The following is a 23,600-nucleotide window of genomic DNA, read 5'->3' as shown; positions in this document are numbered from 1 at the left end:
GGGACCGCCCGTGAGTCCGCCCCTCACTCCGCGACCCGCAGCAGCAGCACCGACCTCCCCTCCACCGTGAGTGCGGTGCCGCCCCGGTGGAGGGTGCCGGGGGCCTCGCACTGGTCCTCCCGCGAGGTGTCCAGGACCAGTTCGTAGGACTGCGCCCACGGCGGGCCCGGCAGCAGGAAGTCGCGGGGCCGGTGGTCCGCGTGCAGGACCGCCAGGAAGCTGTCGTCGGTGATCTGCCTGCCCCGGGCGTCGCGGCCGGGGATGTCGCGGCCGGACAGGTAGAGACCCAGCGTCGCCGCCGGGGCGTACCAGTCGCCCTCCGTCATCTCCGTCCCCCGCGAGGTGAACCACGCCAGGTCCCGCAGGCCGTCCGGGGCCTGCGGGGTCCCGGCGAAGAACGCACGACGACGCAGCACCGGATGGCGGTGGCGCAGGGCCAGCACCCGGGCGGTCAGCTCGGTCAGCTCCCGCCACCGGGGTTGCTCCAGCAGGGACCAGTCCAGCCAGCTGACCTCGTTGTCCTGGCAGTAGGCGTTGTTGTTGCCGCCCTGCGTACGCCCCATCTCGTCGCCCGCCACCAGCATCGGCACCCCGGTCGACAGGAGCAGCGTGGACAGGAGGTTGCGCAGCTGCCGGCGGCGCAGGGCGTCGACGTCGGGGTCGTCGGTCCCGCCCTCGGCCCCGCCGTTCCAGGAGCGGTTGTCGTTCGTCCCGTCGCGGTTGCCCTCACCGTTGGCCTCGTTGTGCTTCTGCTCGTAGCTGACCAGGTCGCGCAACGTGAAACCGTCGTGCGCGGTGACTAAGTTGACCGACGCGTAGGGGCGCCTGCCACCCCAGGCGTAGAGGTCACTCGAACCGGTGAGCCGGTAGCCGATGTCGCGTACGTCGGGCAGCGCACCACGCCAGAAGTCGCGCACGGCGTCCCGGTAGTGGTCGTTCCACTCGGTCCACAGGGGAGGGAACGCGCCGACCTGGTAGCCGCCGTTTCCCACGTCCCACGGTTCGGCGATCAGCTTGACCCGGCGCAGTACGGGGTCCTGGGCGATCACGGCGAGGAAGGGGGAGAGCATGTCCACGTCGTGCATCGAGCGGGCGAGCGCCGCCGCCAGGTCGAAGCGGAAGCCGTCGACACCCATCTCCGTGACCCAGTAGCGGAGCGAGTCCGTGATCAGCCGGAGGACCTGCGGCTGCACCACGTGCAGGGTGTTGCCGCAGCCGGTGTAGTCCGCGTAGCGGCGGGCGTCCTGCTGGAGGCGGTAGTAGCCGCGGTTGTCGATGCCGCGCAGGGACAGCATCGGGCCGAGCTCACCGGCCTCCGCCGTGTGGTTGTAGACCACGTCGAGGATGACCTCGATCCCGGCGTCGTGCAGGGCGCGCACCATCTGCTTGAACTCGCCGACCTGCTGACCGGTGGTGCCGCTCGCCGCGTAGTCCGCGTGCGGTGCGAAGTAGCCGATCGAGTTGTATCCCCAGTAGTTGTGCAGCCCGCGCCGCAGCAGGTGGTCCTCGTGGGCGAACTGGTGGACCGGGAGCAGTTCGACGGCCGTCACCCCGAGGCGCCGGAGGTGGCCGATCGCGGCGGGGTGGGCGAGCCCGGCGTAGGTGCCGCGCAGCTCGGGCGGGATGTCCGGATGGAGCTTGGTGAAGCCGCGCACGTGCAGTTCGTAGATGACCGTGTCCGCCCACGGTGTCTTGGGCCTGCGGTCCTCCGCCCAGTCGTCGTCGTCGTGCACGACGACCGCCTTGGGGACGTACGGCGCCGAGTCCCGGTCGTCGCGCACGGTGTCGGCGACGTGCTGCTCGGGCCAGTCCCTCACATGGCCGTACACCTCGGGTGGCAGGGTGAACGAGCCGTCCACCGCGCGGGCGTACGGGTCGAGGAGCAGCTTCGCCGCGTTCCAGCGTGCGCCCGTCCAGGGGTCCCAGCGGCCGTGCACCCGGTAGCCGTAACGCTGTCCCGCGCCCACGCCGGGGACGAAGCCGTGCCAGATCTCATGGGTCAGCTCGGTGAGCGGGAGCCGGGTCTCGGTCCCCCGCTCGTCGAAGAGACAGAGCTCGACGGCCTCGGCCCCACCCGCCCAGAGTGCGAAGTTGGTGCCCGCCACTTGGTCCGGACCGACCCGGAAGCGGGCGCCCAGGGGCATCGGGGCACCCGGCCATACGGGTGGTCTGTCCGCTTCGTTCCCCGGAGCCGATCCGGTCGCCGTCACCCTTCCCGTCGTACGCGGTGTTTCCTCCTGCTCGGCTGTGCTCGACACCTCTCGGCCTCCTGCGGCTCGTCGGAGCGGCCACCCGCAGAAGGAGTGGGCGGCGTCCCGGCCGCGCCCTTCCTGGCGGTGTCCTCCCTCCTGTTCTGCCCGCCGGCGGCCCCGCACTCACGTTTCCCCCGGGCGGCCGCGTCGTTGGGGGGAGCGTGAACCACGTAGCGAAGAGAGCACGGGCGGGTTCGGCCGCCGTGCTGACATGGGCAGGACTGTTCACCGTGTCGGCCGCACTGACCGGCTGCACCGGGTCGACACCGTTCTTCGGGGACAACCGCTCACCCGGGAACGCCATCCGGATCACCCCCGACGACGGTGCCGAGGACGTCGGCGCGGACAGCCGGCTCTCGGTGTCCGTCCCCGACGGACGGCTGGAGCGGGTGAAGGTGACCCGGACACAGGACGCGGAACACCAGGAGGTGCCGGGCCGGATCGCGAAGGACGGCCGGTCATGGGCCCCCCGGGACGACGGGTACCGGCTCGGGCTGGCCGGGAAGTACAGCGTGGAGGCCGTCGCCGTCGACGGTGACGGCCACCGCTCCGCGCGCAGCACGACGTTCACCACCCTGGTCCCCAAGGACCGGTTCATCGGCTACTTCAAGCCGGAGAACCGGTCCACCGTGGGTACCGGCATGATCGTCTCCTTCGACTTCAACCGCCCCGTCACCCGTCGTGCCGCGGTGGAGAAGGCCATCAGGATCACCACGGAACCCGAGGTCGAGGTGGTCGGCCACTGGTTCGGCAAGGACCGGCTCGACTTCCGCCCCGCCACCTACTGGGAGCCGGGCACCGAGGTCACCGTCGAGGTGGGCCTGCGTGACGTGGAGGGCGCACCGGGTGTGTACGGAAGCCAGCGGAAGAAGGTGACCTTCGAGGTCGGCCGCTCCCAGACGTCCGTGGTGGACGCCCGGGCGCACACCATGGAGGTACGCCGCGACGGTGAACTGGTCAGCACGGTGCCGATCACCGCGGGTGCCGCGAAGACCACCACGTACAACGGGAGGATGGTGGTCTCCGAGCTGCACGACGTGACCCGCATGGACGGCAGTACCGTCGGCTTCGGCGGTGAGTACGACATCAAGGACGTCCCGCACGCCATCCGCCTGACGAAGTCGGGCACCTTCCTGCACGGCAACTACTGGGAGTCCCCGGACATCTTCGGCTCCGAGAACACCAGCCACGGCTGCATCGGGCTGCGCGACGTGAAGGGAGGCAGCTCCGGCACCCCGGCCGGCTGGTTCTTCGAGAGGACGCTCATCGGTGACGTGGTCGAGGTGGTCAACTCCACCGACAGGACCGTCGCTCCGGACAACGGCCTCGGCGGCTGGAACCTCGGCTGGCCGCAGTGGAAGGCGGGTTCCGCCCTGCGCTGACCCCCGGCCCGACCTGGGCAGGTCCCGGAGGAGCACCCTCCGGGACCACTCGGCGGCGGTGCGCGCCGACTTGGGACGGAACGGTGACATTCCGGAGGAGTTCTCCCGACGTTCGGTGTGATTATCTTGCGCCGGGCGCGCATGAACAGCGTCCGGGGGTGCCGGCCATGGCGGGGCCAGGCCGTGCGAGGGGAGACGACCACATTGAACGGGCATCCGATATCGGGCGCAGGGGCCGGCGCGGGCGGGGGACAGAACGGGCGAGGAGCCCGCGGAGTCCTCGCCTTGGGGCTGGGCGCGATGCTGTTGCTGGTGACCGCGTGCGGGGGCAGCGGAGCCGCGGCGGACAGGGACGGCAAGCAGGCGGGCGGGAAGGTCGACGACACCAGCGCCTCGCAGGCGGTGGTGACCATCGCCCCCAAGGACGGCGCCGGCGACGTGGCGACCAGCGGGGCGCTGAAGGTATCGGCCGCCGAGGGCAAGCTGAGCACGGTGAAGGTCGCCGACCCCAAGGGCAAGGAGGTCGAGGGCAAGATCGCCCAGGACGGCCTCAGCTGGGCGCCGGACCGTCACCTGGCCGCCGCGACCAAGTACACGGTGCACGCGGTCGCCAAGGACGCGAAGGGCCGTGAGTCGGCGAAGGACACCAGCTTCACGACGCTTGTCCCGCAGAACACCTTCATCGGCCAGTACACGCCCGAGGACGGTTCGACCGTGGGCGTGGGCATGCCGGTGTCGATCCACTTCACCCGTGGCATCACCGACCCCGAGGCCGTGGAGAAGGCGGTCAGCGTGACGGCGGAGCCCGCCGTGGAGATCGAGCCCCACTGGTTCGGCAACGACCGTCTCGACTTCCGCCCCGAGGACTACTGGGCCGCGGGCACGAAGGTGACCCTGCGCCTCGACCTCGACGGCGTCGAGGGGCGGCCGGGTGTCTACGGCAAGCAGGCCAAGACCGTGAAGTTCACCATCGGCCGCAGCCAGGTCTCCACGGTCGACGCGAGCTCTCACCGGATGAAGGTGGTCCGTGACGGCAAGCAGATCAAGGACATCCCGATCTCCGCGGGTGCGCCGGCCACGACCACGTACAACGGCCAGATGGTCATCAGCGAGAAGCTCAAGGTGACCCGGATGAACGGGGACACCGTCGGCTTCGGCGGCGAGTACGACATCAAGGACGTGCCGCACGCGATGCGGCTGTCGACCTCCGGCACCTTCATCCACGGCAACTACTGGGGTGCGTCGGGCATCTTCGGCACGACGAACACCAGCCACGGCTGCGTCGGTCTGCGCGACGTGCGCGGCGCCTACGACAGCAAGACCCCGGCCGCGTGGCTCTTCGACAACTCGCTGATCGGCGACGTGGTGATCGTGAAGAACTCGAAGGACAAGGTGATCCAGCCGGACAACGGCCTCAACGGCTGGAACATGGACTGGTCGGAGTGGATCAAGTAGATCCCTCTGCTCGGCAGGCAAGGAGCGGGCCCGGTGCTGTGGACAACGGCATCGGGCCCGCCCGCGTCAGAGGGGCTGGCGTCACGGGCCGGCAGGCAGGTCCGCGTCGGCCCCGCGGACGCCCGCACCCGGCCGGCTCCACGCTCCGCCCCACCCGCCGCACCCTCTAACCTGCTCCCCATGACCGTAACCCTCGAAGTAAGCGACGGCGTCGGCACGATCCGGCTGGACCGTCCACCGATGAACGCCCTGGACGTCGCCACCCAGGACCGGCTGCGGGAGCTCGCGGAGGAGGCGACCCGGCGCGACGACGTGCGCGCCGTGATCCTCTACGGCGGCGAGAAGGTGTTCGCGGCCGGCGCGGACATCAAGGAGATGCAGGCGATGGACCATGCCGCGATGGTCGTACGCTCCAGGGCCCTGCAGGAGTCCTTCACCGCGGTGGCCCGCATTCCCAAGCCCGTCGTCGCCGCCGTCACGGGCTACGCCCTGGGCGGGGGCTGCGAACTGGCGCTCTGCGCCGACTTCAGGATCGCCGGGGACAACGCGAAGCTGGGGCAGCCGGAGATCCTGCTGGGGCTCATCCCCGGCGCGGGCGGCACTCAGCGCCTGTCCCGGCTGGTGGGCCCGTCCAGGGCCAAGGACCTGATCTTCACCGGCCGCCAGGTGAAGGCCGACGAGGCCCTGTCGATCGGGCTGGTGGACCGGGTGGTGCCCGCCGCCGATGTCTACGAGCAGGCGCACGCCTGGGCGTCCCGGCTGGCCCGGGGGCCCGCGCTGGCGCTGCGGGCCGCCAAGGAGTCCGTGGACGCGGGACTGGAGACGGACATCGACAACGGGCTCACGATCGAGCGGACCTGGTTCGCCGGTCTGTTCGCCACCGAGGACCGTGAGCGCGGCATGCGCAGCTTCGTGGAGGAGGGCCCGGGCAAGGCCGAATTCCTCTGACCGAGCGTGAGTTGCGTACATCGGCGCGCACGTTCATCCGTGCGGGCGGATCAGCCGGACCTTAAGAGAACCTTAAGGTCCGGTGGTCCTCCCGCTCGTGCAATTACTTGTCCGCCACCTGTCGTCCCTGGTGGGCATGGCCGCACAGGCCTCCGTTCTGCCCCCGGCATATGCCGGAGAACCGGCCCGGAATGACTGGTTCCGGGAAGGGGATCTGTCGGAACGGTCACAGAGAGCGTTCTGTGCGGCCATGATGGTGGGCATGGCGGGCCTGGAGGGTGTGGAGCAGCCGCGACCGCGCAGCAGCGCGACAGCGGCACGCTGGACGTCTGCCGTCGAAGACGAACAGGCGTTCAAGGCGCTGGAGTTGTTCGGTAATCCGACGGAGGGTGAAGTCCGGCTGCCCTCGCGTCCGGAGTCCGCCGCCACGGCCCGGCGGATCACTTCGTGCGTGATGCTGCGTCAGTGGCAGCTCTCCCCGCAGACCGCCGAATACGGAGTGCTACTGGTCTCCGAACTCGTCGGCAACGCGGTGCGGCACACCGGGGCGCGCGTCTTCGGTCTGCGCATGCTGCGCCGCCGGGGCTGGGTCCGGATCGAGGTGCGGGATCCCTCGCGCGGACTGCCGTGCCTGATGCCCGTCCGTGAGACGGATGTCAGCGGGCGGGGCCTCTTCCTGGTCGACAAGCTCTCCGACCGGTGGGGCGTGGACCTCCTGCCGCGCGGGAAGACCACGTGGTTCGAGATGCGCACCGCCGACCGCTGACACGCAGAAGCCCCCGGTCGGCCTGGGTGTGGCTCGGCGGGGGCTTCTGGAGGGGCCGTGGAATGGGGGGTGTGTCCACGGCCGCACATGGGACCTGGCTCGGGTCGGAGGAGGTCGCGTGTCCGACTATGGCAGACAGGCGACCCTGGCGTCGAAAGTGCAATACGCCCAAAGCGTTCAATACTTCTCATTCTGGTCCTGAATCATAGGTGTGATAGGTCACCCGCCTGGGATTCTTTGTGTAACTCTCGATTTCTCTCATTGATTCATTGATCACCTCTCCAGCGGGCAACGCCCGGTCACCGTCGTGTCGCCGCCTGTTCGGCCGTACTGTGCTCGGGTCTCGGGGAACAGCGCCCGAACCGACCCGCGAGGTGGACGGTCATGCAGCATCGCAGGACAGCGATGCCCCGCCGCGGCGCCCTGCGTGCGGCCGCCGGTCTGGTCCTGGGGGGCACCTCCGCCGCGGGCTGCGCCCGGGACGCGCCCTCGCGGTCGACGGCGGGCAAGGCGCAGGAAGGTGAAGGCGACCGGCGCGGACGGGAGGCGTTCGGCGCCGTACGCCAGGGCGTCGCCCCGCGGCGCCTGGCCGGGCAACCGGTGCAGATCGAGCACGGCCCCCGTGCGAGCCCCCGTGTCGCCCTCACCTTCCACGGCCGGGGTGACCCCGCCCTGGCCCGCGCCGTCCTCGCGCAGGCCGAGCGGGCGGGCGCCCGGCTCACCGTCCTGGCCGTCGGTGACTGGCTCGACCGGAACCCCGGCATGGCCCGCCGCATCCTCGACGGCGGCCACGACCTCGGCAACCACACGCAGGGCCACCTCGACATCAACGCGATGGACGAGACGCGGGCGTACGAGGAGATCACCGGCTGCGCCCGGCGCCTGCGCCGGCTCACCGGTTCCATCGGCACCTGGTTCAGACCCTCGCGTGCCCGCCACGCCACCCCGCTCGTCCAGGAACTCGCACAGCGGGCCGGATACCCGCACGTCCTGTCCTACGACGTGGACTCCCTCGACTTCACCTCGCCCGGAGTCGCGGCCGTCACCCGCAAGGTCGCCGGCGAACTCCGCAACGGCTCCGTGGTCAGCCTGCACTTCGGCTACCGGGACACCGTCGCCGCACTGCCCCTCCTCCTCACCGAGATCGATCGGCGCCGGCTGAGAGCGGTGACCGCCACGGAGCTGCTGACCTAAAGCGGGGCCCGCCCGAACCGCCGTCGGCGGTAGGGCCCTTCCGGCCTCGTGGATGCCGGCGCGATGCGGCCTTCGAACGGGCTCGTCCCAGGACGGCGCTCTCTGGAAGGCCGGCTGCGGCACCGAAGGGCGTACCGGAACGAAGCATGCGCTATCGAGATCTTCCGCGCCTTCCGGTCACTCGCCCCCCGGATCCGCCGGTTCGGGTGCCGGATAATCTGACTTCCGTCAACGACGCTTAACGAAGGGGCGGAACAGTGGCGGACATCGAGTCGGCACGCAAGGCATTCGAGCGCTTCGACCAGAACGGCGACGGCAGCATCACGGCCGCCGAGTACAAGAGCGCGATGGCGCAGCTCGGTGACCCCTACGTCACCGAGACCGTCGCCCAGGCCGTCATCAACGCCCACGACGGCAACGGCGACGGTGAGCTCTCCTTCGACGAGTTCTGGGCCGCGCAGAACAAGGCCTGAACCGCCCCGGACCGGCGGACGCCGGTCCGGAGCGTCGGGCGGCCCGGCGGCACCCGGTGGGCGGGCGGACCTCAGGCCCGCTCCGGCGGCCGGGTGCTCAGCTCTGCGGACCGGTCGGATAGGCGGCCTCGAAGGAGGCCCGGAAGAGGGCCTGGACCTCCTCGCGGCCGAGGCCCTCGGTGCGCGCCTGGTGCAGCCATTCGTTCAGCGCGGTGCGCAGCGGCCACTCGGGTCCGGACCCCGGCTCGGCGAGGGTGCGGGTGATGAAGGTCCCCGCCCCCTGGCGTACCTCGGCGAGCCCCGCACGCTCGAGCTCCCGGTATGCCTTGAGCGTGGTGTTCGGGTTGACCTTGGTGGTGGCGGCGACCTGTGCGGCCGTGGGCAGCCGGTCACCCTCCTCCAGCGCGCCCATCCGCAGGGCCTGCTCGACCTGCCGGACGATCTGGAGATACGTCGCCACCCCGCTGCGCCGGTCGATGCGGAACACGACCACGGACATCACCTTCCGCTCGTTCAGCGACACTTTACGTAGAGGATGGGACGCGGCCCTACAGGGGCCGCCGCGAGGCCCACCACAGGGCGAACGCGGTCAGCACGGCCGTGCCGGCCAGCAGGATGCCGGCGCCGGTCCACTGCATGGCGGCCATCTGGTCGTAGTCGAGGTACTGGAACACGTTGTTGACGATGCCCCTCTCCTCGATGCACGCGTTCGTGGCCTTCTCCGTCGCCTCGGCGCAGGACCCCCATCCGTAGAGCTGTCCGTCCGCGCTGCCGACCCAGCGGTCCACCTCGTACGCGTCGTCGAGGTGCGCGGGGAACTCGTCGTTCAGCGGATAGGTGGCCGTGCGCGGCGTGCCCAGGAGGTCACGGAACATGCCCCAGGCGGTCTGCGCGGCCACACAGAAGACGAAGGTGACGACCATGGAGGCGAGTACCCGGCGCAGCAGGATGCCGATCGTGAAACCGGCCGCGGTCAGGAACACGGCGAGCGCGGGGAGAACGGGGCCCGTGGTGTCGAAGACCGACTGGTCCATCCAGATGTCCGGGAGGACCGACCGGTAGGGCTTCCACCACCAGGTGAAGACCGCGGAGAGCACCGAGCACGCCACCAGGGTGATCAGGAGGCACCAGCCGAGCTTGGCGACGAGCCAGCGGCGGCGCGTCACGGACTGGGTGGTGACGAGCTGTACGGTGCCCTGCTCCTGGTCCGCGGCGATCAGTGGCGCACCCAGGAAGACGGCGAGGACGCCGGGCAGCATCCCCAGGAGGAAGGTGAGCCTGCTGTAGCCCTCGCCCACGACCGGCTGCGGCACGGTCTTCCCGGGCCAGCCCGCGGCGGCGAGCGTGTCGACGAGCTGGCCGCGCTGGTACACGATCCAGAGCGAGCCGAGCACCACCAGGGCGAGGATGCAGGTCAGTGTGGTCCGGTGCTGACGCAGGACCAGCCAGGTCAGCCCCCGCAGCAGCCTCGGGCGGGCGGTGCCCGCGGTCGGTGCGGCGGTCAGGGTGGTGCTCATGCGGTCCTGGTCCCCTCGGTCTCGGTCCGTGCGCCGGGTGTGTACAGCGGGGGAGCGTCCGGCGAGCGCAGATGCGCGAGCAGGACCTCCTCCAGGCTGGGCTCGGCGACCTGCCAGTCTCCGGACAACGTGCCGTCGAGTCGCACCATCGCCTGGAACTGACGTCCCTGGACGCGCGTCTCGATGACCGTGTGGCGGGTGAGAGCGGCGGGCAGGCCCCCGTCCTCGGCCAGTCCGGTCACCAGTGCGTGCGCCGGGACCAGCGCGTCGGCGTCGCCGGCCATCCGGATCCTGCCGTCGGCCACGACCAGCAGGTAGTCGCACATGTCCTCCAGCTCGGCCACGATGTGCGAGGACATCACCACCGTCGTGCCGCGCTCGACGGCCTCGGCCATCAGCAGGGTGCTCATCTCGTCGCGGGCCAGCGGGTCGAGGTCGGCCATCGGCTCGTCGAGCAGCAGCAGATCCGGCCGTTTGCCGAAGGCGAGAGCGAGGGCGACCCGGGTGCGCTGTCCCCCGGAGAGGGTCCCCACCGAGGCGTTCATGGGCACGTCGCCCGAGCGCACGATCCGCTCCGCCGCCGCGCCGTCCCAGCCGGGGTTGAGCTCGCCGCCCATGCGCAGCGTCTCCGCAACGGTGAACCGCTTGAACATCGGCTTGTCCTGTCCGAGGAAGGCGAACCGCGGCATCACCCCGGGATCGCCCACAGGCATCCCGAACATGCGCAGTTCGCCCTGTGTCGCCACCACCTGACGGGACGCCAGGCCCAGCAGGGTGCTCTTTCCCGCCCCGTTGGGGCCGACGAGCCCGCAGATCCGGCCGGCCGGCAGCCGGAAGGAACAGTCACGCAACGCCCAGCCGCGCCGGTAGCGCTTTCCCAGGCCGTAGGCCTCCAGGGCCCACGTGCCCGGACTGCCGCCCGGATCGCTCGTCTCTGTCACGCGCCTCGCCTCAATTCCATTAGTCAATTAATGGAATCATGGTCACTGTGGGGCGTGGCTGTCAAACGCGAGCACCGGGGATCCGGGAACCTGCCGCAGGGCGGGCGTGCGGGCCGGACCCCGGTGAGGTGCGGGGGCGTGGTCGGTGGGTGCGCATCAGGGGTTCCTCCTGGCGGGGGCGGGTCGCGGCGGGCCGTGGGGGTGGCCACCGTCGCGGGGCGGGCATCGGCGTCGCGCCGGATGGTCGAGATAGTCATGCACCTGACAATGCAGGCTCCGGGTGGGCGGAAAGCGGTGGAACGGACCCAGCTGAATCCCGGTACGCGCACGGGAGGCCGGGCGTCGGTCGCGAGACGGGCCGGGGCGGGAGGAGCCGGGCCCACGGGGCCTCCCGCAGCGGGCCCTCATAGCCGTGTGCGAACCGTCCCGCGGCCGCAGGCCGGTCCGTCGCGGCGCGGCCGTCGTCCTTCGCGGGCGGGAACCGGTCTCTCCGCGTGTACGGAGAGACCGGCCGAGCCGCCGCTCAGGCATCGCCTCCCAGTGCGTCGGCGACGCCCTCGGCGAGGAGGCGTGTGTACGTGGCCGTCCACGCCTCGATCGTGGCGCGGTCCCACAGGTCGGTCGAGAACTCCACATAGCCGGAGAGCACGTCGCCCGTGGGGATCAGCCCGAAGTTGAACTCCGAGCGGGCGCCGGAGACGGTCAGGTCCTCGACGGCCGTGGTCAGGCCCGGCAGTTCGATGTCCGTCTCCAGCGAGTTCTGGTACTGGAATCCGATGGGCAGCCGGTCGGGGACCTCGGTGCCCAGTGCCGCCGTCAGGCCGGCCGCCATCGCGCGGATCGGCGCCGCGTGGTCGATCGCCTCGACCGTGCGGCGCGCGACCTGGTCTACCAGCGCGCCGAACGACCCGGCGCGCTCACCACGGACCCGCAGCGTGAAGGACGAGACCGTGCAGGCCGCGAGGGCCTCGAACTCCCGACGCTCGCGGTTTGCGTAGGAGATGCCGAGCAGGACGTCGGGTTCGCCCGTCACCTTCGCGACGAGGCGGGCCATGGCCGCCGCGGTCACCGCGAAGGGTGTCGTGCGGTGCCGGCGCGCCAGCGTCTCCACGCCCGTGCGCACGTCGTGCCCCACCGTGAACAGCACCACGTCGCCGGCCCCGCTCAGCTGTGCGGGGCGGGGCCGGTCCAGGGGCAGCGACCGGGAGAAGGAGGCACCTTCGAGCTGCCGCGCCCAGTGTTCGACCAAGCGGCCCTTGTCCTGCGTGCGGCTCCGCTCGCGCTGCCAGCGTGCGTAGGCGCCTGGCTGAGGCACGCCATCGGCCAGGCCGTGCGGCTCCCCGGTGGCCGCTGCCCGGTACAGCGCGGCGAGTTCACGCAGCAGGATGGTGACCGACCAGCCGTCGCAGGCCGCGTGGTGCAGGACGAAGAGCAGCACCCAGCGGTCGTTCCCCGTGCGCAGCAGACGGAGCACCGGCGCGAGTTCGGCCCGGATGTCGAAGGGAGTGGCGGCTGTCCTCGCCGCTGCGCGATCCGCCTCCTCTTCCGCGTCCGCCGCCGATCCGCACCGCCCGAGCAGGTCCTCCTCGGGCAGGGCGACCGGCCGGGGGCGCAGCGCTTCCTGCTGCCACTCCCGCGTCCCCGCGTTCTCCACCAGCCTGGTGCGCAACGCCTCGTGGCGCGCCACGAGGCGGGTCAGAGCCGTGCGCAGGGCCGATACGTCGAGCGCCCCCGTGAGGGTCAGACGCATCGCCACGTTGTAGATCTGCGGCCGGGGGTGCGTCAGGTGGCGGGTGATGAAGGCCCTCTGCTGGGCGGTGACCGGCGCACGGTCGAGGACGTCACCCCCACCCTCGTCCTCTCCGCCCCCGGGCGCTCCCGCGGCCCGCGTCCCGGCCCCGCCCGTGCCGAAGTACGCCGCCATCCCGCGCAGTGTCGGTTCCTCGTAGAAGCGCGCGACGGGGTACTCCTCGCCGAACTCCTCCCGCACGCTGTTGGCCAGGCGGATCGCCGTGATGGAGTGGCCGCCGAGATCGAAGAACGAGGCTTCACGGCCGATCGTGCCGGCGTCGATCCCGAACTCCTCGGCCCACAGGGCCCGTAGCCGCGCTTCGACGTCCGACTCCGCCGACGCGGGAGCGGCGGCCGCCGCCCGCCCGGTCGGCGCAGGCACCTCCACCGAGGTGATCAGGGACGGCTCGGGCAGCGCGGCCCGGTCCAGCTTTCCGTTGCCGGACAGCGGGAGGCCCGGCAGGACCGCCCATGCGTGCGGCACCAGATGGCCGGGGAGACGCGCGGCCAGTTCCTCCGTGAGCCGGTCGGCGGTCTCCTGCTCCCGCGCCGACGCCGTGGCGGGCACGACGTAGGCGGCCAACCGGGCCTCGCCCCGCTGGTCGCGGCGGGCCAGAACGACCGCTTCGGCGACGTCCGGCAGGCCGCCCAGCGTCCGCGTGACCTCCTCGGGCTCGACGCGATAGCCGCGTATCTTCACCTGGTCGTCCGACCTGCCGCGGAACATCAGGGTGCCCGACGCGTCCCAGCACACCAGGTCGCCGGTGCGGTAAAGGGTTCCCTCGCCGCCGAACGGGTCGGGGGCGAAGCGCTCCGCCGTGAGGTCGGGGCGGCCCAGGTAGCCGGTGGCGACGCCGGGGCCGCCCACGTACAGCTCTCCCACTTCCCCGGCGGGCACCTCGCGGCCGTGTGCGTCGAGTACGCGCAGCGTGACGTTGTCGACGGGGCGGCCGATCGGGATCGGGGCGCCCGGATCCTCGGCGGTCGCGGGCTCCACCGTCTGGGTCGTGCACAGCACGGTCACCTCGGTGGGCCCGTAGACGTTCACCGTCTCGTAGGCGACGCCCGCGCGCGGCCGGGTGCCCAGAACGTCACCGCCGAGCAGCAGGTGCCGTAGCGGGGGCTGTCGGTCGGCCGGCAGTTCGAGGACCCCCGTGCCGAGGGCCGTCGGCAGGATGGAGAAGGTGATCCGGTGGTCCGCGTACCAGCGGGCCAGCGCGGCGGGGTCCTTGCGGGTCGCGTCGTCGGCCACGACGACCGTGGCACCGGCGGTCAGCGCGGGCCAGATCTCCAGCGCGGCGGCGTCGAAGCTCTGGCTGCACACGGCGGCGCTGCGGTCGTCCGCGGTGAACCCGAAGCGCTCGTGGTGCCACTGGCACAGGTCCACCACGGCCCGGTGCGGCACGGCCACCCCCTTGGGGGTGCCGGTGCTGCCGGAGGTGTAGATGACGAAGCAGAGGGACTCGGGGCCCGAAGCCGCCGGAGGGTCCTGCGGTGCGCGCACCGCGTCCGAGCCTGCGCGCGTGAGGGCGGCGGCGTCGACCACGGCGGTGCCCGGTGGCCCTGCCGGGGGCCCGTCACCACTCACCACGAGGATTCCGGCGCCGCTCTCCGCGAGCACCGCCTCGGCCCTGGCCCTTCCTTGTCCGGGGTCCAGCGGAACGTAGCCGTGGCCCGATTTGAGCGCCGCGAGCATGGCGACGACCAGGTGCGTGCCGCGCGGCAGCCACAGGGCGACCGGCGCTCCGTCGCGGTCCTGGTCGCGCAGGACGGCCGCGAGGCGCTCGGCCCGCTCGTCCAGGTCGCGGTAGGTCAGCGTCTCCTCACCACTGATCACGGCGGTGCGGTCGGGGGCGGCCTCGGCCCACCGTGACGCCAGGGCGTGGACGGTGCTGCGGGTCCGCTGCCGGGTGCGCCCGCGCCGCCAAACGTCCGGCACCGCGGCCCCGGTGCCCGTGGCCCGCGCGAGCACGTCCCTGAACGTCCCGAAGAGTGCCTCGATCGTCGCCTCGTCGAACAGGTCGGTGTTGTACTCCAGGTGGCAGCGAATACCGTCCGTCCGGTCTGTGAAGTACACGCTGAGGTCGGTCAGCGCCTTGTCGGGGCCGGAGTCGAGCGGGGTCGCCCGCACCCTGGGCAGTTCGAAGCGGAACGGGTCGCCGGTCTCGAACTCGGCGAGCGTCTGGAAGACGGGGGTCCGGTCGAGCGCCCGAACGGGGGCCAACTCCCGGACGACCACCTCGAACGGCACGTCGGCATGGTCGTACGCGTCCAGCGCCACCGCCCGCACCCGGTCCAGGAGCGTGACGAAGTCCGGGTCTCCGGAGAGATCGAGGCGCAGGGCCAGGGTGTTCACGAAGAAGCCGACGACGTCCTCGTACGGGGGTGTGCGGTCGGACATCGGGGTGCCGACGACGAGATCGTCCTGGCCCGTAACGCGGTGCAGAGCGGTGGCATACCCGGCGAGCAGCGTCATGAAAAGGGTGCTGCGCCGCTCTCGGCTCAATGTGCGTACGGTTGCGGAGAGTTCGGCGTCGAGTGTGCGGAAGAGGGCGTGGCCGTTCGACGTCATCACGGCGGGCCGCGGCCGGTCGGTGGGCAGTTCCAGGACGGGCAGCTCGCCGCCGAGCGCCTTCTTCCAGTACGAGAGGTCCTCCGCGGCCTTCGCGCCGTCGAGCGAGCCGAGCTGAGCACGGGCGTGGTCGGCGTAGGTCCGGGCCAGGGCGGGCAGGCCGACGGGCGGGGTGCCCGTGACCTCCGCGCGGTAGAGGGCGGACACGTCGCGCGCGAGCACCGCGGCCGATGCCGCGTCCATGACGATGTGGTGCAGGGACAGGACGAGGACGTGCCGCCGCTCGCCGAGCCGGACCAGGCGCGTGACGAACAGCGGTCCTCCCGCCAGGTCGAAGCGGCGCCCGCTCTCGGCCTTGAGGGTGGCGGCGACCGTGTCGTCCCCGGGGTCCGTGCCGTCGACGACGGCGAAGTCCACATCGCCCGGCGCCCGGGTGAACTGCCTTGCCTCGCCCGACACTTCGCGGAACACCGTACGGAGCTGTCCGTGCCGGGCGGCGAGGGCGCGCAGGGCCGAGTGAAGCGCGGGCACGTCCAGGGGGCCGTCGAGGTCGATGGCCTTGACCTCGTTGTACGCGGTACGTCCAGGCAGCATCCGCTCCAGGAACCAGACACGCTGCTGGCTCGGTGACAGGGGCGCCCCCGGATCGTCGGGCACGGGCGCCGTTCCGGCGGACAACGCGCACGCGCGGCGCAGCGAGTCGAGGTGCACGAGCCCTTCGCGCATCGCGGTGGGTTCGACACCGAAGTCGACCAGTGCCACGACCTCGTCGGCCCCCGCCGCACGCACCTCCTCGACGACCGGGCGCACACTCTGCGGACTGCCGATGAGAGCGCGCTGGTCGCAGTAGCGGTCATAGGCGCGCCGGAAGACGACGTCCAGGTCGTCCTCGGTCATCGCCGAGAGGTCCAGCTGGTGGCCGAGGCTGTTGGCTACGTTGCCGAACAGCGACAGGGACGCCCGCATGTACCGCGACAGCGGGTCGCGGGCCCCGGCGCGCGCCGTCGCGTGTTCCTCGGCGAGGTAGGTGTGCAGGAGCACGGAGACGCGCCCCGCGTCGGGATCCAGACCGTGCGCGGCGCGCGTGCGCCGGTACAGCGCGACGTTCTCCCTGAGCTGCTCGACGCTCTGGGTCATGAGGTTGGTGACGATGCCCAGGTCGTGGCGGGCGGCGAGTTCGTAGGACGCCGGGTTGCCGACCACGGCCGTGTACATGGGCGGAGCGTCCTGGACGGGGCGCGGGAAGAGCCGCAGGTCCGCCTCGCCGGCGCCGGTGGTGCGGCGCACCGGCTCCCCGAGCCACAGCTTCCGTATCTGCGCTATCTGTTCGTACATCGTCTCCCTGTGGGAGCCGAAGCGCTCGGGGAAGAAGGCGAAGTCGTTGGCGTGCCAGCCGCTGGCGCAGCCGATCCCGACCCTGCCACCGGAGAGGTTGTCGACCATCGACCACTCTTCGGCGACGCGGATCGGGTCGTGCAGCGGGAGCACGACGGAGCCCGCGTTGATGCGGATGCGGTCGGTCTCGCGGGCCAGCGCGGCGGCGAGCACGACGGGGTTGGGGAAGAGCCCGCCGAAGGAGTGGAAGTGCCGTTCGGGGATCCACAGGGAGTGGAAACCGTTGCGGTCGGCGAAGCGGGCGGTCTCCAGGATGTGGTCGTACTTGCCGTGCCTGGGGGTGGTGTCGTCCTGCGGGTAGTCGCCGAAGAAGTAGACGCCGAAGTCGAGGGGGCGCCCGGAAGGGGCCCGGCTCGCCGAGGTAGCCGGGCGGGGGGCCTGCCGCACCGTCGCGGCGGTGTTCCAGGCCATGGCCCGAGTCCTCGGCTCGGCCGCGGGAGGGGTGGCCGCCGCACGCGGCTCGGGCAGGGTGGCGGCCGGTGGTGCGGCTATCGGCTCGGGCAGGGTGGCGGCCGGTGTCACCCTGGCCTTCGTCCGGAAGAACCCGGCGTCGCGCAGCTCCCGCAGCGAGCCCCGCACCGCGTCGGCGATGAACTCGATGTCACCGTCGGAGTGCTCGGTGGACAGGAAGAAGTTGCGCCACTCCCACACGTGCACCCCGCGCAGCATGAGGTGGTGGTAGAGCAGTTCCATGTCCGCGCGGTGCTCGAACCGGAACATGGAGCCGAAGTGGCTCATGCGCAGGGCGAACTCCTCGGCCTCGAAGAAGGCGTTGAGCGTTGCGGCCAGTTCGTCGGTGCGCGCGTTCAGGCGCTCCTGGAGGCGTGGGCTGTGCTCCTTGAGGTGGCTCAGCACGGCTCGGGTGGCGACCATCGACACCGGGTGCTGGATGTAGGTGCCGCCGAAGAACGTCGTGTCGGCCTCCGGGTAGCTGTCGTCCCCGTAGCTCCAGTGGCCGCCGTCGATGCCGTCCATGATGTCGGCCCGCCCCGCGATGGCCCCGATGGGGAATCCGCCGCCGAGCAGTTTGCCGTAGGTGGCGAGGTCCGGAGTGACTCCGTAGAGCTCCTGGGCGCCTCGTGGCGCGGGCCGGAAACCGGTCAGCATCTCGTCGAAGAGCAGCACGATGCCGCGGCGCCGGGTCAGTTCGCGCAGTCGGCGTACGAAGCCGGCCGGCTGGAGGGACGGGTGGCGGCTCTGTACCGGTTCGACGACGACGGCGGCGATGTCGTCCGCCTGCTGCTCGATGAGGGCGAGGCTCTGCTCGCTGCCGTACGGCAGCACCAGCAGGTCGGCGACGGCGTTCGGCGGGACGCCCGCGGACATCGGGACCGTGACCGGGCCCTGACCGCCGGTGTGCGGGGAGCGTCCGAGGACGTTGTCGTTGTGGCCGTGGTAGGCGCCCTCGAAGGTGATGATGCGGGTGCGTCCGGTAGCGGCGCGGGCGAGGCGGATGGCGGCGGAGTTCGCCTCCGTACCGGAGTTGGCGAAGGCGACCCGCTCCATGCCGGTCAGCCCGGCGAGCAGTTCGGCGGCCTCGCCGGTCTCCACGTTGCGGGGGCCGAGCTGGATGCCGCGCGAGAGGTGCTCACGGACGGCCTCGGTGACGAAGGCGGGCTCGTGGCCGAAGAGCAGCACCCCGAAGCCCATGGTGATGTCGACGTAACGGTTCCCGTCGATGTCCTCCAGCCAGGATCCCTTGGCCCGCCGCCCCGCGATGGGGTACAGCATCTCCTTGGTGCTGCCGCGGAACCCGACCGCCGCCCGGCTGTCGGCGAGCACCCGCCGGTAGCGCTGGGCGACCTGCTTGGAGGTAGGCGTCTTGGCGTTGTAGCGGCGCACCAGGTCGTCGAGGTGCGCCCGCTGGGTCTCGGGAGAGCCGCCGCGGACCATGCCGGAGCCGCGGGACACCTCCGGGCGCGGCCCGTGCTGGGCGGGCCGGGCAGCCGTGGCCTGCTCCGGCCCGGCATCGGGTGCCCCCATCTGGCTCGCGATGCGCCGCGACAGCTCGGCCATCGCGGTGAGGTCCTCGTCGACTGCCGCGGAGACGGATTCGGGGCCGCCGGTCATCGGTCCACCTGACCGGTCCGGGCCGTCTGGAGGCTCAGCAACTGGCTTAGCTGGCCCATCAGTTGCAGCTGCATCTGGGAGAGCTGGTGGACCTGCCGCACGAGGTCCTCCAGCTCCTGGCGGGTGGCGTACCCGCTGGACGCGGCCGGGGCGGACGGCGCCGGGCCGGGCGGGAACGACACGGGGGCCGGCTCGGGCTCGCGGAACGTCGGGGCCGGCTCGGGGGCGGGTGCCACGTACACCGTGGGCGCGGGCGGTGCCTCGTGGGCCGGCGGCTCGGGGAGCGGCTCTCGGACCGGCGGTTCCGGGAGCCGCTCGAGGCGCTGGGGTGAACCCGTCACCTCCGCCGCCCCCATCTTCCCGACGATGAGCAGGGCGAGTCCCTTCGCCGTCTCCGCCTTCTCGAAGAGTTCCCGCATCGACACCTTGACCCGGTGCTCCTCCTCCAGCTCGCGCAGTACGCCGATCATCTGCAGCGAGTCCGCCCCGAGATCGAAGAAGGAGGCGTCCTCGGCCATCTCGTCGGTCTCGTAGCTGAGATGCTTCGCGGTGACCTCGACGATGTGCTTGAGCACACGCTCGACCGCTGCTTCGTCCTGTGCCACTTCGGTCCCGTCTCTTGCCGGTCGTAAGGGCCGGGAGAGGTGGTTCTCCGGCCCTGTCCAGTAGTCCTTGTGCTGGAAGCGGTAGCCGGGCAGGGGGATCCTGCGGCCCGTACCCTCCATGAAGGCCCGCCAGCGGACCGGCGCCCCGGCTCCGTAGAGGCGCGCTGCCGCGTCCCAGAGCGCTTCGAGTCCGGCCCCGCGCCGTAGCGTCGGGTACACCCGCCGACCCGTAGGCCCCCTCCGCGCGAGCCCGCTGAGGGTGGTGTGCGGTCCGAGTTCCACGAGCGTGCCCGTGGCTGTGTGCGACGTGCCGAGCTCCTGCAGCGCGTCGGCGAATCTCACCGGTTCACGCGCCTGTCGTAGGAGGTAGTCGGGGTCCGGGAGCCAGCCTGCGGGGCGGGTCCGCCCGTCCAGGGCGCTCACGAACGGCACGACGCACGGCCTGAGTCCGACCTCGGCGCACAGTGCGCGGAGTCCCGCCGAAACGGGGTCCATCAGCGCCGTGTGAAACGCGTGCCGCACCGGAAGCCGCCGGGCGGCGATCCCGCGTCCGGACAGGAGCGCTGTGAGACGTTCCACCGCGGCGTCCCCTCCCGCGAGCACCTGACTGCGCGGGCCGTTGACGACGGCGAGTTCCACGCCGGGCACCTCGGCGGCGAGTTCCCGCGCCGCACGCTCCTCCATCGGCACCGCGATCATCGCCCCCGGCGCGCAGTGGTCGCGCATCAGCCTGCCCCGCCCGGCCGTCAGACGCAGCCCGTCCTCGACGGAGAGCGCCCCGGCCGCGTGCAGCGCCGCGTACTCGCCGACGCTGTGCCCGGCCACCACGCGCGGGGTGATCCCGGCCGTGCGCCACAGCCGCACGAGCGCGCACTGCAGGGCGAAGAGCGCCGGCTGCGCCAGCTCCGTGGGCCACGGCGGCTCGGCCCCCGGCTTCTCGTCCGCCGCGAGAAGCGGAGCGAGGAGGCTGTCGCCGCCGCTGAGTCCGGCGTACTGCCGCTCGCAGGCGTCGAGGACCTCGCGTACGACGGGGAACCGCTCGTGCAGCAGCCGTGCCACGCCCCGGTGGAGGCTGCCCTGCCCCGTGAAGAGGAACCCCGTGTCGGCCCCGTCCGTGCCGCCCCCGTCGGGCCGAGGATCCGCGAGCCGGCCTTCGAGAGCGACCGTGAGCGCGGCCACGGTGTCGCCCCGTACCGCGAGGCGGTGCCTGCGATGGGCGCGGCCGAGCGCGAGCGTCGACACGAGGTCCGCATGCCGCGTGCCGGGGTGGGCCCGCAGGTGGTCGCGCAGGGCCAGGGCGTTGTCGGCGAGCGCGGCCTCCGTGTGGCCCGCGACCACCAGGACACCCGGCGGCCGTGGCGCCCCGGCCGGGCGGGGCGCGGGCTCGGGGGCCTCTTCGAGTACGACGTGGACGTTGGTGCCACCGACCCCGAACGAGCTGACGGACGCTCTGCGCGGGCCGTCCCCCTGCGGCCAGGGGCGTGCCGAGTCCGGGATGTAGAAGGGGCTCGCCGCGAGATCGAGGGCGGGGTTGGGGCGGCGGAAGTTGGCCATCGGAGGGATGACGCCGTGCCGGAGCACGAGCAGTGCCTTGATCATGCCGGCCAGGCCCGAGAGGACGTCGAGGTGGCCGATGTTGGCCTTCACCGATCCCAGGGCGCAGTATCCGGTGCGGTCGGTGTCGGCGCGGAAAGCGGAGGTCGCGCCCTCGAACTCGATCGGATCGCCCTTCAGCGTGCCCGTCCCGTGCGTCTCCAGATAGCCGATGCTGCCCGCGTCGACCCCCGCCCTGCGCAGGGCCCGCCGGATGGCGCCGCGCTGGCCGTCGGCGCTCGGCGCGGCGAAGGTCCGCTTGTCGGCGCCGTCGTTGTTGGCTCCCCAGCCGCGGAGGACGCCGTGGACGTGATCGCCGTCCGCGAGGGCCCGATCGAGGCGCTTGAGCACGACGGCCGCGACACCCGTGCCGCCTACGGTCCCGTCCGCGTCCGCGTCGAAGGGCCGCAGACGGCCGCTCCTGGAGAGGATGGACCCCTTGACGTACTGGTAGCCGAGGACCTGCGGCACATGGAGGGCGGCGGCGCCCGCGACAGCGATGTCACACTCGCCGTAGGCCACGGACTGCGCGGCCTGGTACACCGCCGTCAGTGAACTGGAGCACGCCGTCTGGACGTTGACGGCGGGCCCGGTCAGACCGAGGCGGTAGGCGGCGCGGTTGGCGGTGAAGTCGGCGAAGTTGCCGACGGTTATCTGCAGTCCGGCCACCCAGTCCGCCACGCCCTCAGGGAGGACGTTGTTCTGCAGGTAGCTCTGGAGGGAGTACAGGTGGTAGCCGGTACTGGCGTAGACGCCCACCTCGTGGCCGCCGGTTTCCCCCGCGCCGCCCGCGTATCCGGCGTTCTCCAGGGCGTGGTGCACGCACTCCAGGAACAGCCGGTGCTGCGGGTCGGTGATGCGGGCCTCGTGCGCGCTCATCCCGAAAAAGCTCGCGTCGAACCCCGCGATGTCTTCGAGGACCCCGCTCGCCCCGACGAAATCATCGGCGCGGTACTGCGCCTCGGTCACGCCCGCCGCGGCGAGTTCGGCCTCGGTGAAGCGGCGGATACGATCGGCGCCCTCGTGGATGGTGCGCCAGAACTCCTCAGGGCTGTCCGAGCCGGGCAGCCGGAAGGACATCCCGATGACGGCCACCGGATCGGGCGCGGGGACGGATCCGGGCGCGGGCACGGCCTCGGGGGTTGCGGTCATCGTGCGTCTGCCTCGCTCTCCACCGACGACGTGTCCAGCCGTGCGGCGTCCGGCTGTGTCGTGACCTGTCGTGACGTGTCATCGCGAGCGGCGTCCTGACGTGACGTGACCTGGCGTGCGGCGTCCTGCTGTAAAGGGGGCTCTGCATCGGCTCCTCGGCCGTGCCGCACGAGGACGACGAAGAGGACGGCGCAGAGCACGATCGCCAGGCCGTGCAGCAGCCCCACCACGTGGATCGGGGAGTACCGGTCCAGGAGGCCGCCGCTGACCAGCATCCCGAGACCGAAGCCGGTGTTCTCGACCGAGGCGGACAGGCCGAAGAGCCGGCCGCGCTGCTCGTCCGGCGCCGCCTGGAGCCGGGTGACGTAGGCGATCTCGGTGAGACCGTCGGCCATGCCCGCCACCAGGGCGGCCACGACGGCGACGCCCGTGGGCAGCCCCGCGAAGACCACGATGAACGCCGCCGACATCACACAGGACCCGATCGCGAAGGCCCGCTCTCCCGGCTCCCGCCGCCCCTCGCGTCCTGCCCAGCGCCCGCACAGTTGCTGCATGACGATGTTGCCCACGGCCCAGGTGGCCCAGAACTGGCTGATGAACGTGGCCGGATGGGACGGGTCGAGAGCGCTTGAGTACACCGGCAGGGCCACGTTGTGCGACGAGGATCCGAGGCCGTCGGCGGCTCTGATCACCATCATGACCGCGAGCACCGGAGCCGCCCGCAGCAGGACCAGCGCCCCGGCCCGGCGCCGCCGCTCCCGCTTGGTGACCGTGACCGTGACCGTGTCCGCCACCGCCGCGCCGTCGCCCCTGTCCGCCTTCTCCGGCCGTGTCCGGATCGGCAGGGAGAGCAGCACGCTCGCCGACACGGCGAACGAGGCGGCGTCGAGAGAGATGGCGGCGACGTAACCCAGCTGGGCGACCACGACACCCGCTGAGGCGAACCCGGCGATCATCGCCAGCGAACGCCCCGTCGCGAGGAGTGAGTTGGCGCGGAGTCGCAGTTCAGGACCGACGATCTCCGGGATGCTGCTGCGCAGGGAGACGCCCGACAGCGTCGAGCAGAAGCCGGTCACGACGGCCAGCACGTACAGAAGCCCCGCGCGCCCGCCGTCAGGAACGATCAGCAGCACCACCATGGCGACGCACTGCGTGAGATCGGCGCCGACCATCAACTTCTTGCGGTCGTAAGCCGAGACCAGCCGTCCGCTCACGAAGCCGGACAGAACGCTGGTGAGCAGCCGTACGGCCATGAAGATTCCGGCGGCCAGCGCACTTCCGGTGACGTCGTAGACGAAGACGTTGAGGGCGACCATGTTCAGGTAGCTGCCGTACGCGGAGAAGCCGTTGCCCAGGACGAGCAGGCGAAAGTGCCTCAAGCGTGCCCCCTGATCAGCCGCATCCCGTCACTCGCCGTCGAGCGGCTCTGCCGAACCAGCACGTACACGCCCGGAATCACGCCCCACAGCCTTTGAATCGGTGACTCTACAACGC

General features: G+C 71.7%; 13 protein-coding genes. 6 read left to right on the top strand and 7 right to left on the bottom strand.

The window, feature by feature from the left end; translation table 11 throughout:
• Positions 1-23: 23 nt before the first annotated feature.
• The gene (gene glgX, locus JOC24_RS26980) at positions 24-2,144 is read right to left on the bottom strand and encodes a glycogen debranching protein GlgX (RefSeq protein WP_239581026.1); all 2,121 of its coding nucleotides are present in this window, start codon (positions 2,142-2,144) and stop codon (positions 24-26) included.
• Positions 2,145-2,413: 269 nt separating this feature from the next.
• On the opposite strand from glgX, the gene JOC24_RS26975 reads away from it, so the two are divergent.
• The 6 genes from JOC24_RS26975 (at position 2,414) to JOC24_RS26950 (ending at position 8,470) form a co-directional block, all read left to right on the top strand.
• Entirely contained in the window at positions 2,414-3,634 is a 1,221-nt protein-coding gene (locus JOC24_RS26975; RefSeq protein WP_205022998.1) for a L,D-transpeptidase, read from the top strand.
• 204 nt (positions 3,635-3,838) lie between these two features.
• Positions 3,839-5,089, top strand: a complete 1,251-nt coding sequence (locus JOC24_RS26970) for a L,D-transpeptidase (protein WP_205022997.1) — start codon at positions 3,839-3,841, stop codon at positions 5,087-5,089.
• Positions 5,090-5,269: 180 nt separating this feature from the next.
• Positions 5,270-6,037 (top strand): enoyl-CoA hydratase/isomerase family protein, encoded by a 768-nt coding sequence (locus tag JOC24_RS26965; RefSeq protein WP_205022996.1) that lies wholly within the window; start codon positions 5,270-5,272, stop codon positions 6,035-6,037.
• Positions 6,038-6,287: 250 nt separating this feature from the next.
• Positions 6,288-6,803, top strand: coding sequence for an ATP-binding protein (locus JOC24_RS26960; protein ID WP_205022995.1), 516 nt, complete (start codon positions 6,288-6,290; stop codon positions 6,801-6,803).
• A gap of 384 nt (positions 6,804-7,187) precedes the next feature.
• Positions 7,188-7,997 carry a polysaccharide deacetylase family protein gene (locus tag JOC24_RS26955; protein WP_205022994.1) on the top strand — a complete coding sequence of 270 codons (810 nt, stop codon included), beginning with the start codon at positions 7,188-7,190 and terminating at the stop codon, positions 7,995-7,997.
• Between the two features lie 257 nt (positions 7,998-8,254).
• On the top strand, positions 8,255-8,470 hold the full coding sequence (locus tag JOC24_RS26950; RefSeq protein ID WP_205022993.1) for an EF-hand domain-containing protein: 216 nt from the start codon (positions 8,255-8,257) through the stop codon (positions 8,468-8,470).
• A 97-nt stretch (positions 8,471-8,567) separates the two neighbouring features.
• Here the strand turns inward: JOC24_RS26950 and JOC24_RS26945 are convergent, their stop codons facing one another.
• The 6 genes from JOC24_RS26945 to JOC24_RS26920 all read right to left on the bottom strand — a co-directional run bounded on the left by JOC24_RS26945 (position 8,568) and on the right by JOC24_RS26920 (position 23,485).
• Positions 8,568-8,969 carry a GntR family transcriptional regulator gene (locus JOC24_RS26945; protein ID WP_205023016.1) on the bottom strand — a complete coding sequence of 134 codons (402 nt, stop codon included), beginning with the start codon at positions 8,967-8,969 and terminating at the stop codon, positions 8,568-8,570.
• Between the two features lie 49 nt (positions 8,970-9,018).
• The gene (locus tag JOC24_RS26940; protein WP_205022992.1) at positions 9,019-9,987 is read right to left on the bottom strand and encodes an ABC transporter permease subunit; all 969 of its coding nucleotides are present in this window, start codon (positions 9,985-9,987) and stop codon (positions 9,019-9,021) included.
• Positions 9,984-10,928, bottom strand: coding sequence for an ABC transporter ATP-binding protein (locus tag JOC24_RS26935; RefSeq protein WP_205022991.1), 945 nt, complete (start codon positions 10,926-10,928; stop codon positions 9,984-9,986). Before JOC24_RS26935 ends, JOC24_RS26940 begins: the two co-directional genes overlap by 4 nt.
• A gap of 523 nt (positions 10,929-11,451) precedes the next feature.
• Positions 11,452-18,756, bottom strand: coding sequence for a non-ribosomal peptide synthetase (locus JOC24_RS26930; RefSeq protein WP_205022990.1), 7,305 nt, complete (start codon positions 18,754-18,756; stop codon positions 11,452-11,454).
• Positions 18,753-22,106 (bottom strand): type I polyketide synthase, encoded by a 3,354-nt coding sequence (locus JOC24_RS26925; RefSeq protein WP_205022989.1) that lies wholly within the window; start codon positions 22,104-22,106, stop codon positions 18,753-18,755. The genes JOC24_RS26930 and JOC24_RS26925 overlap by 4 nt, the downstream gene beginning before the upstream one ends.
• Positions 22,103-23,485, bottom strand: a complete 1,383-nt coding sequence (locus tag JOC24_RS26920; protein WP_205022988.1) for an MFS transporter — start codon at positions 23,483-23,485, stop codon at positions 22,103-22,105. Before JOC24_RS26920 ends, JOC24_RS26925 begins: the two co-directional genes overlap by 4 nt.
• Between the last annotated feature and the right edge of the window lie 115 nt (positions 23,486-23,600).

Source organism: Streptomyces sp. HB132, from assembly GCF_016909575.1.
Classification (GTDB): Bacteria; Actinomycetota; Actinomycetes; order Streptomycetales; family Streptomycetaceae; genus Streptomyces.
This window is presented reverse-complemented; position numbering and strand designations above follow the sequence as displayed.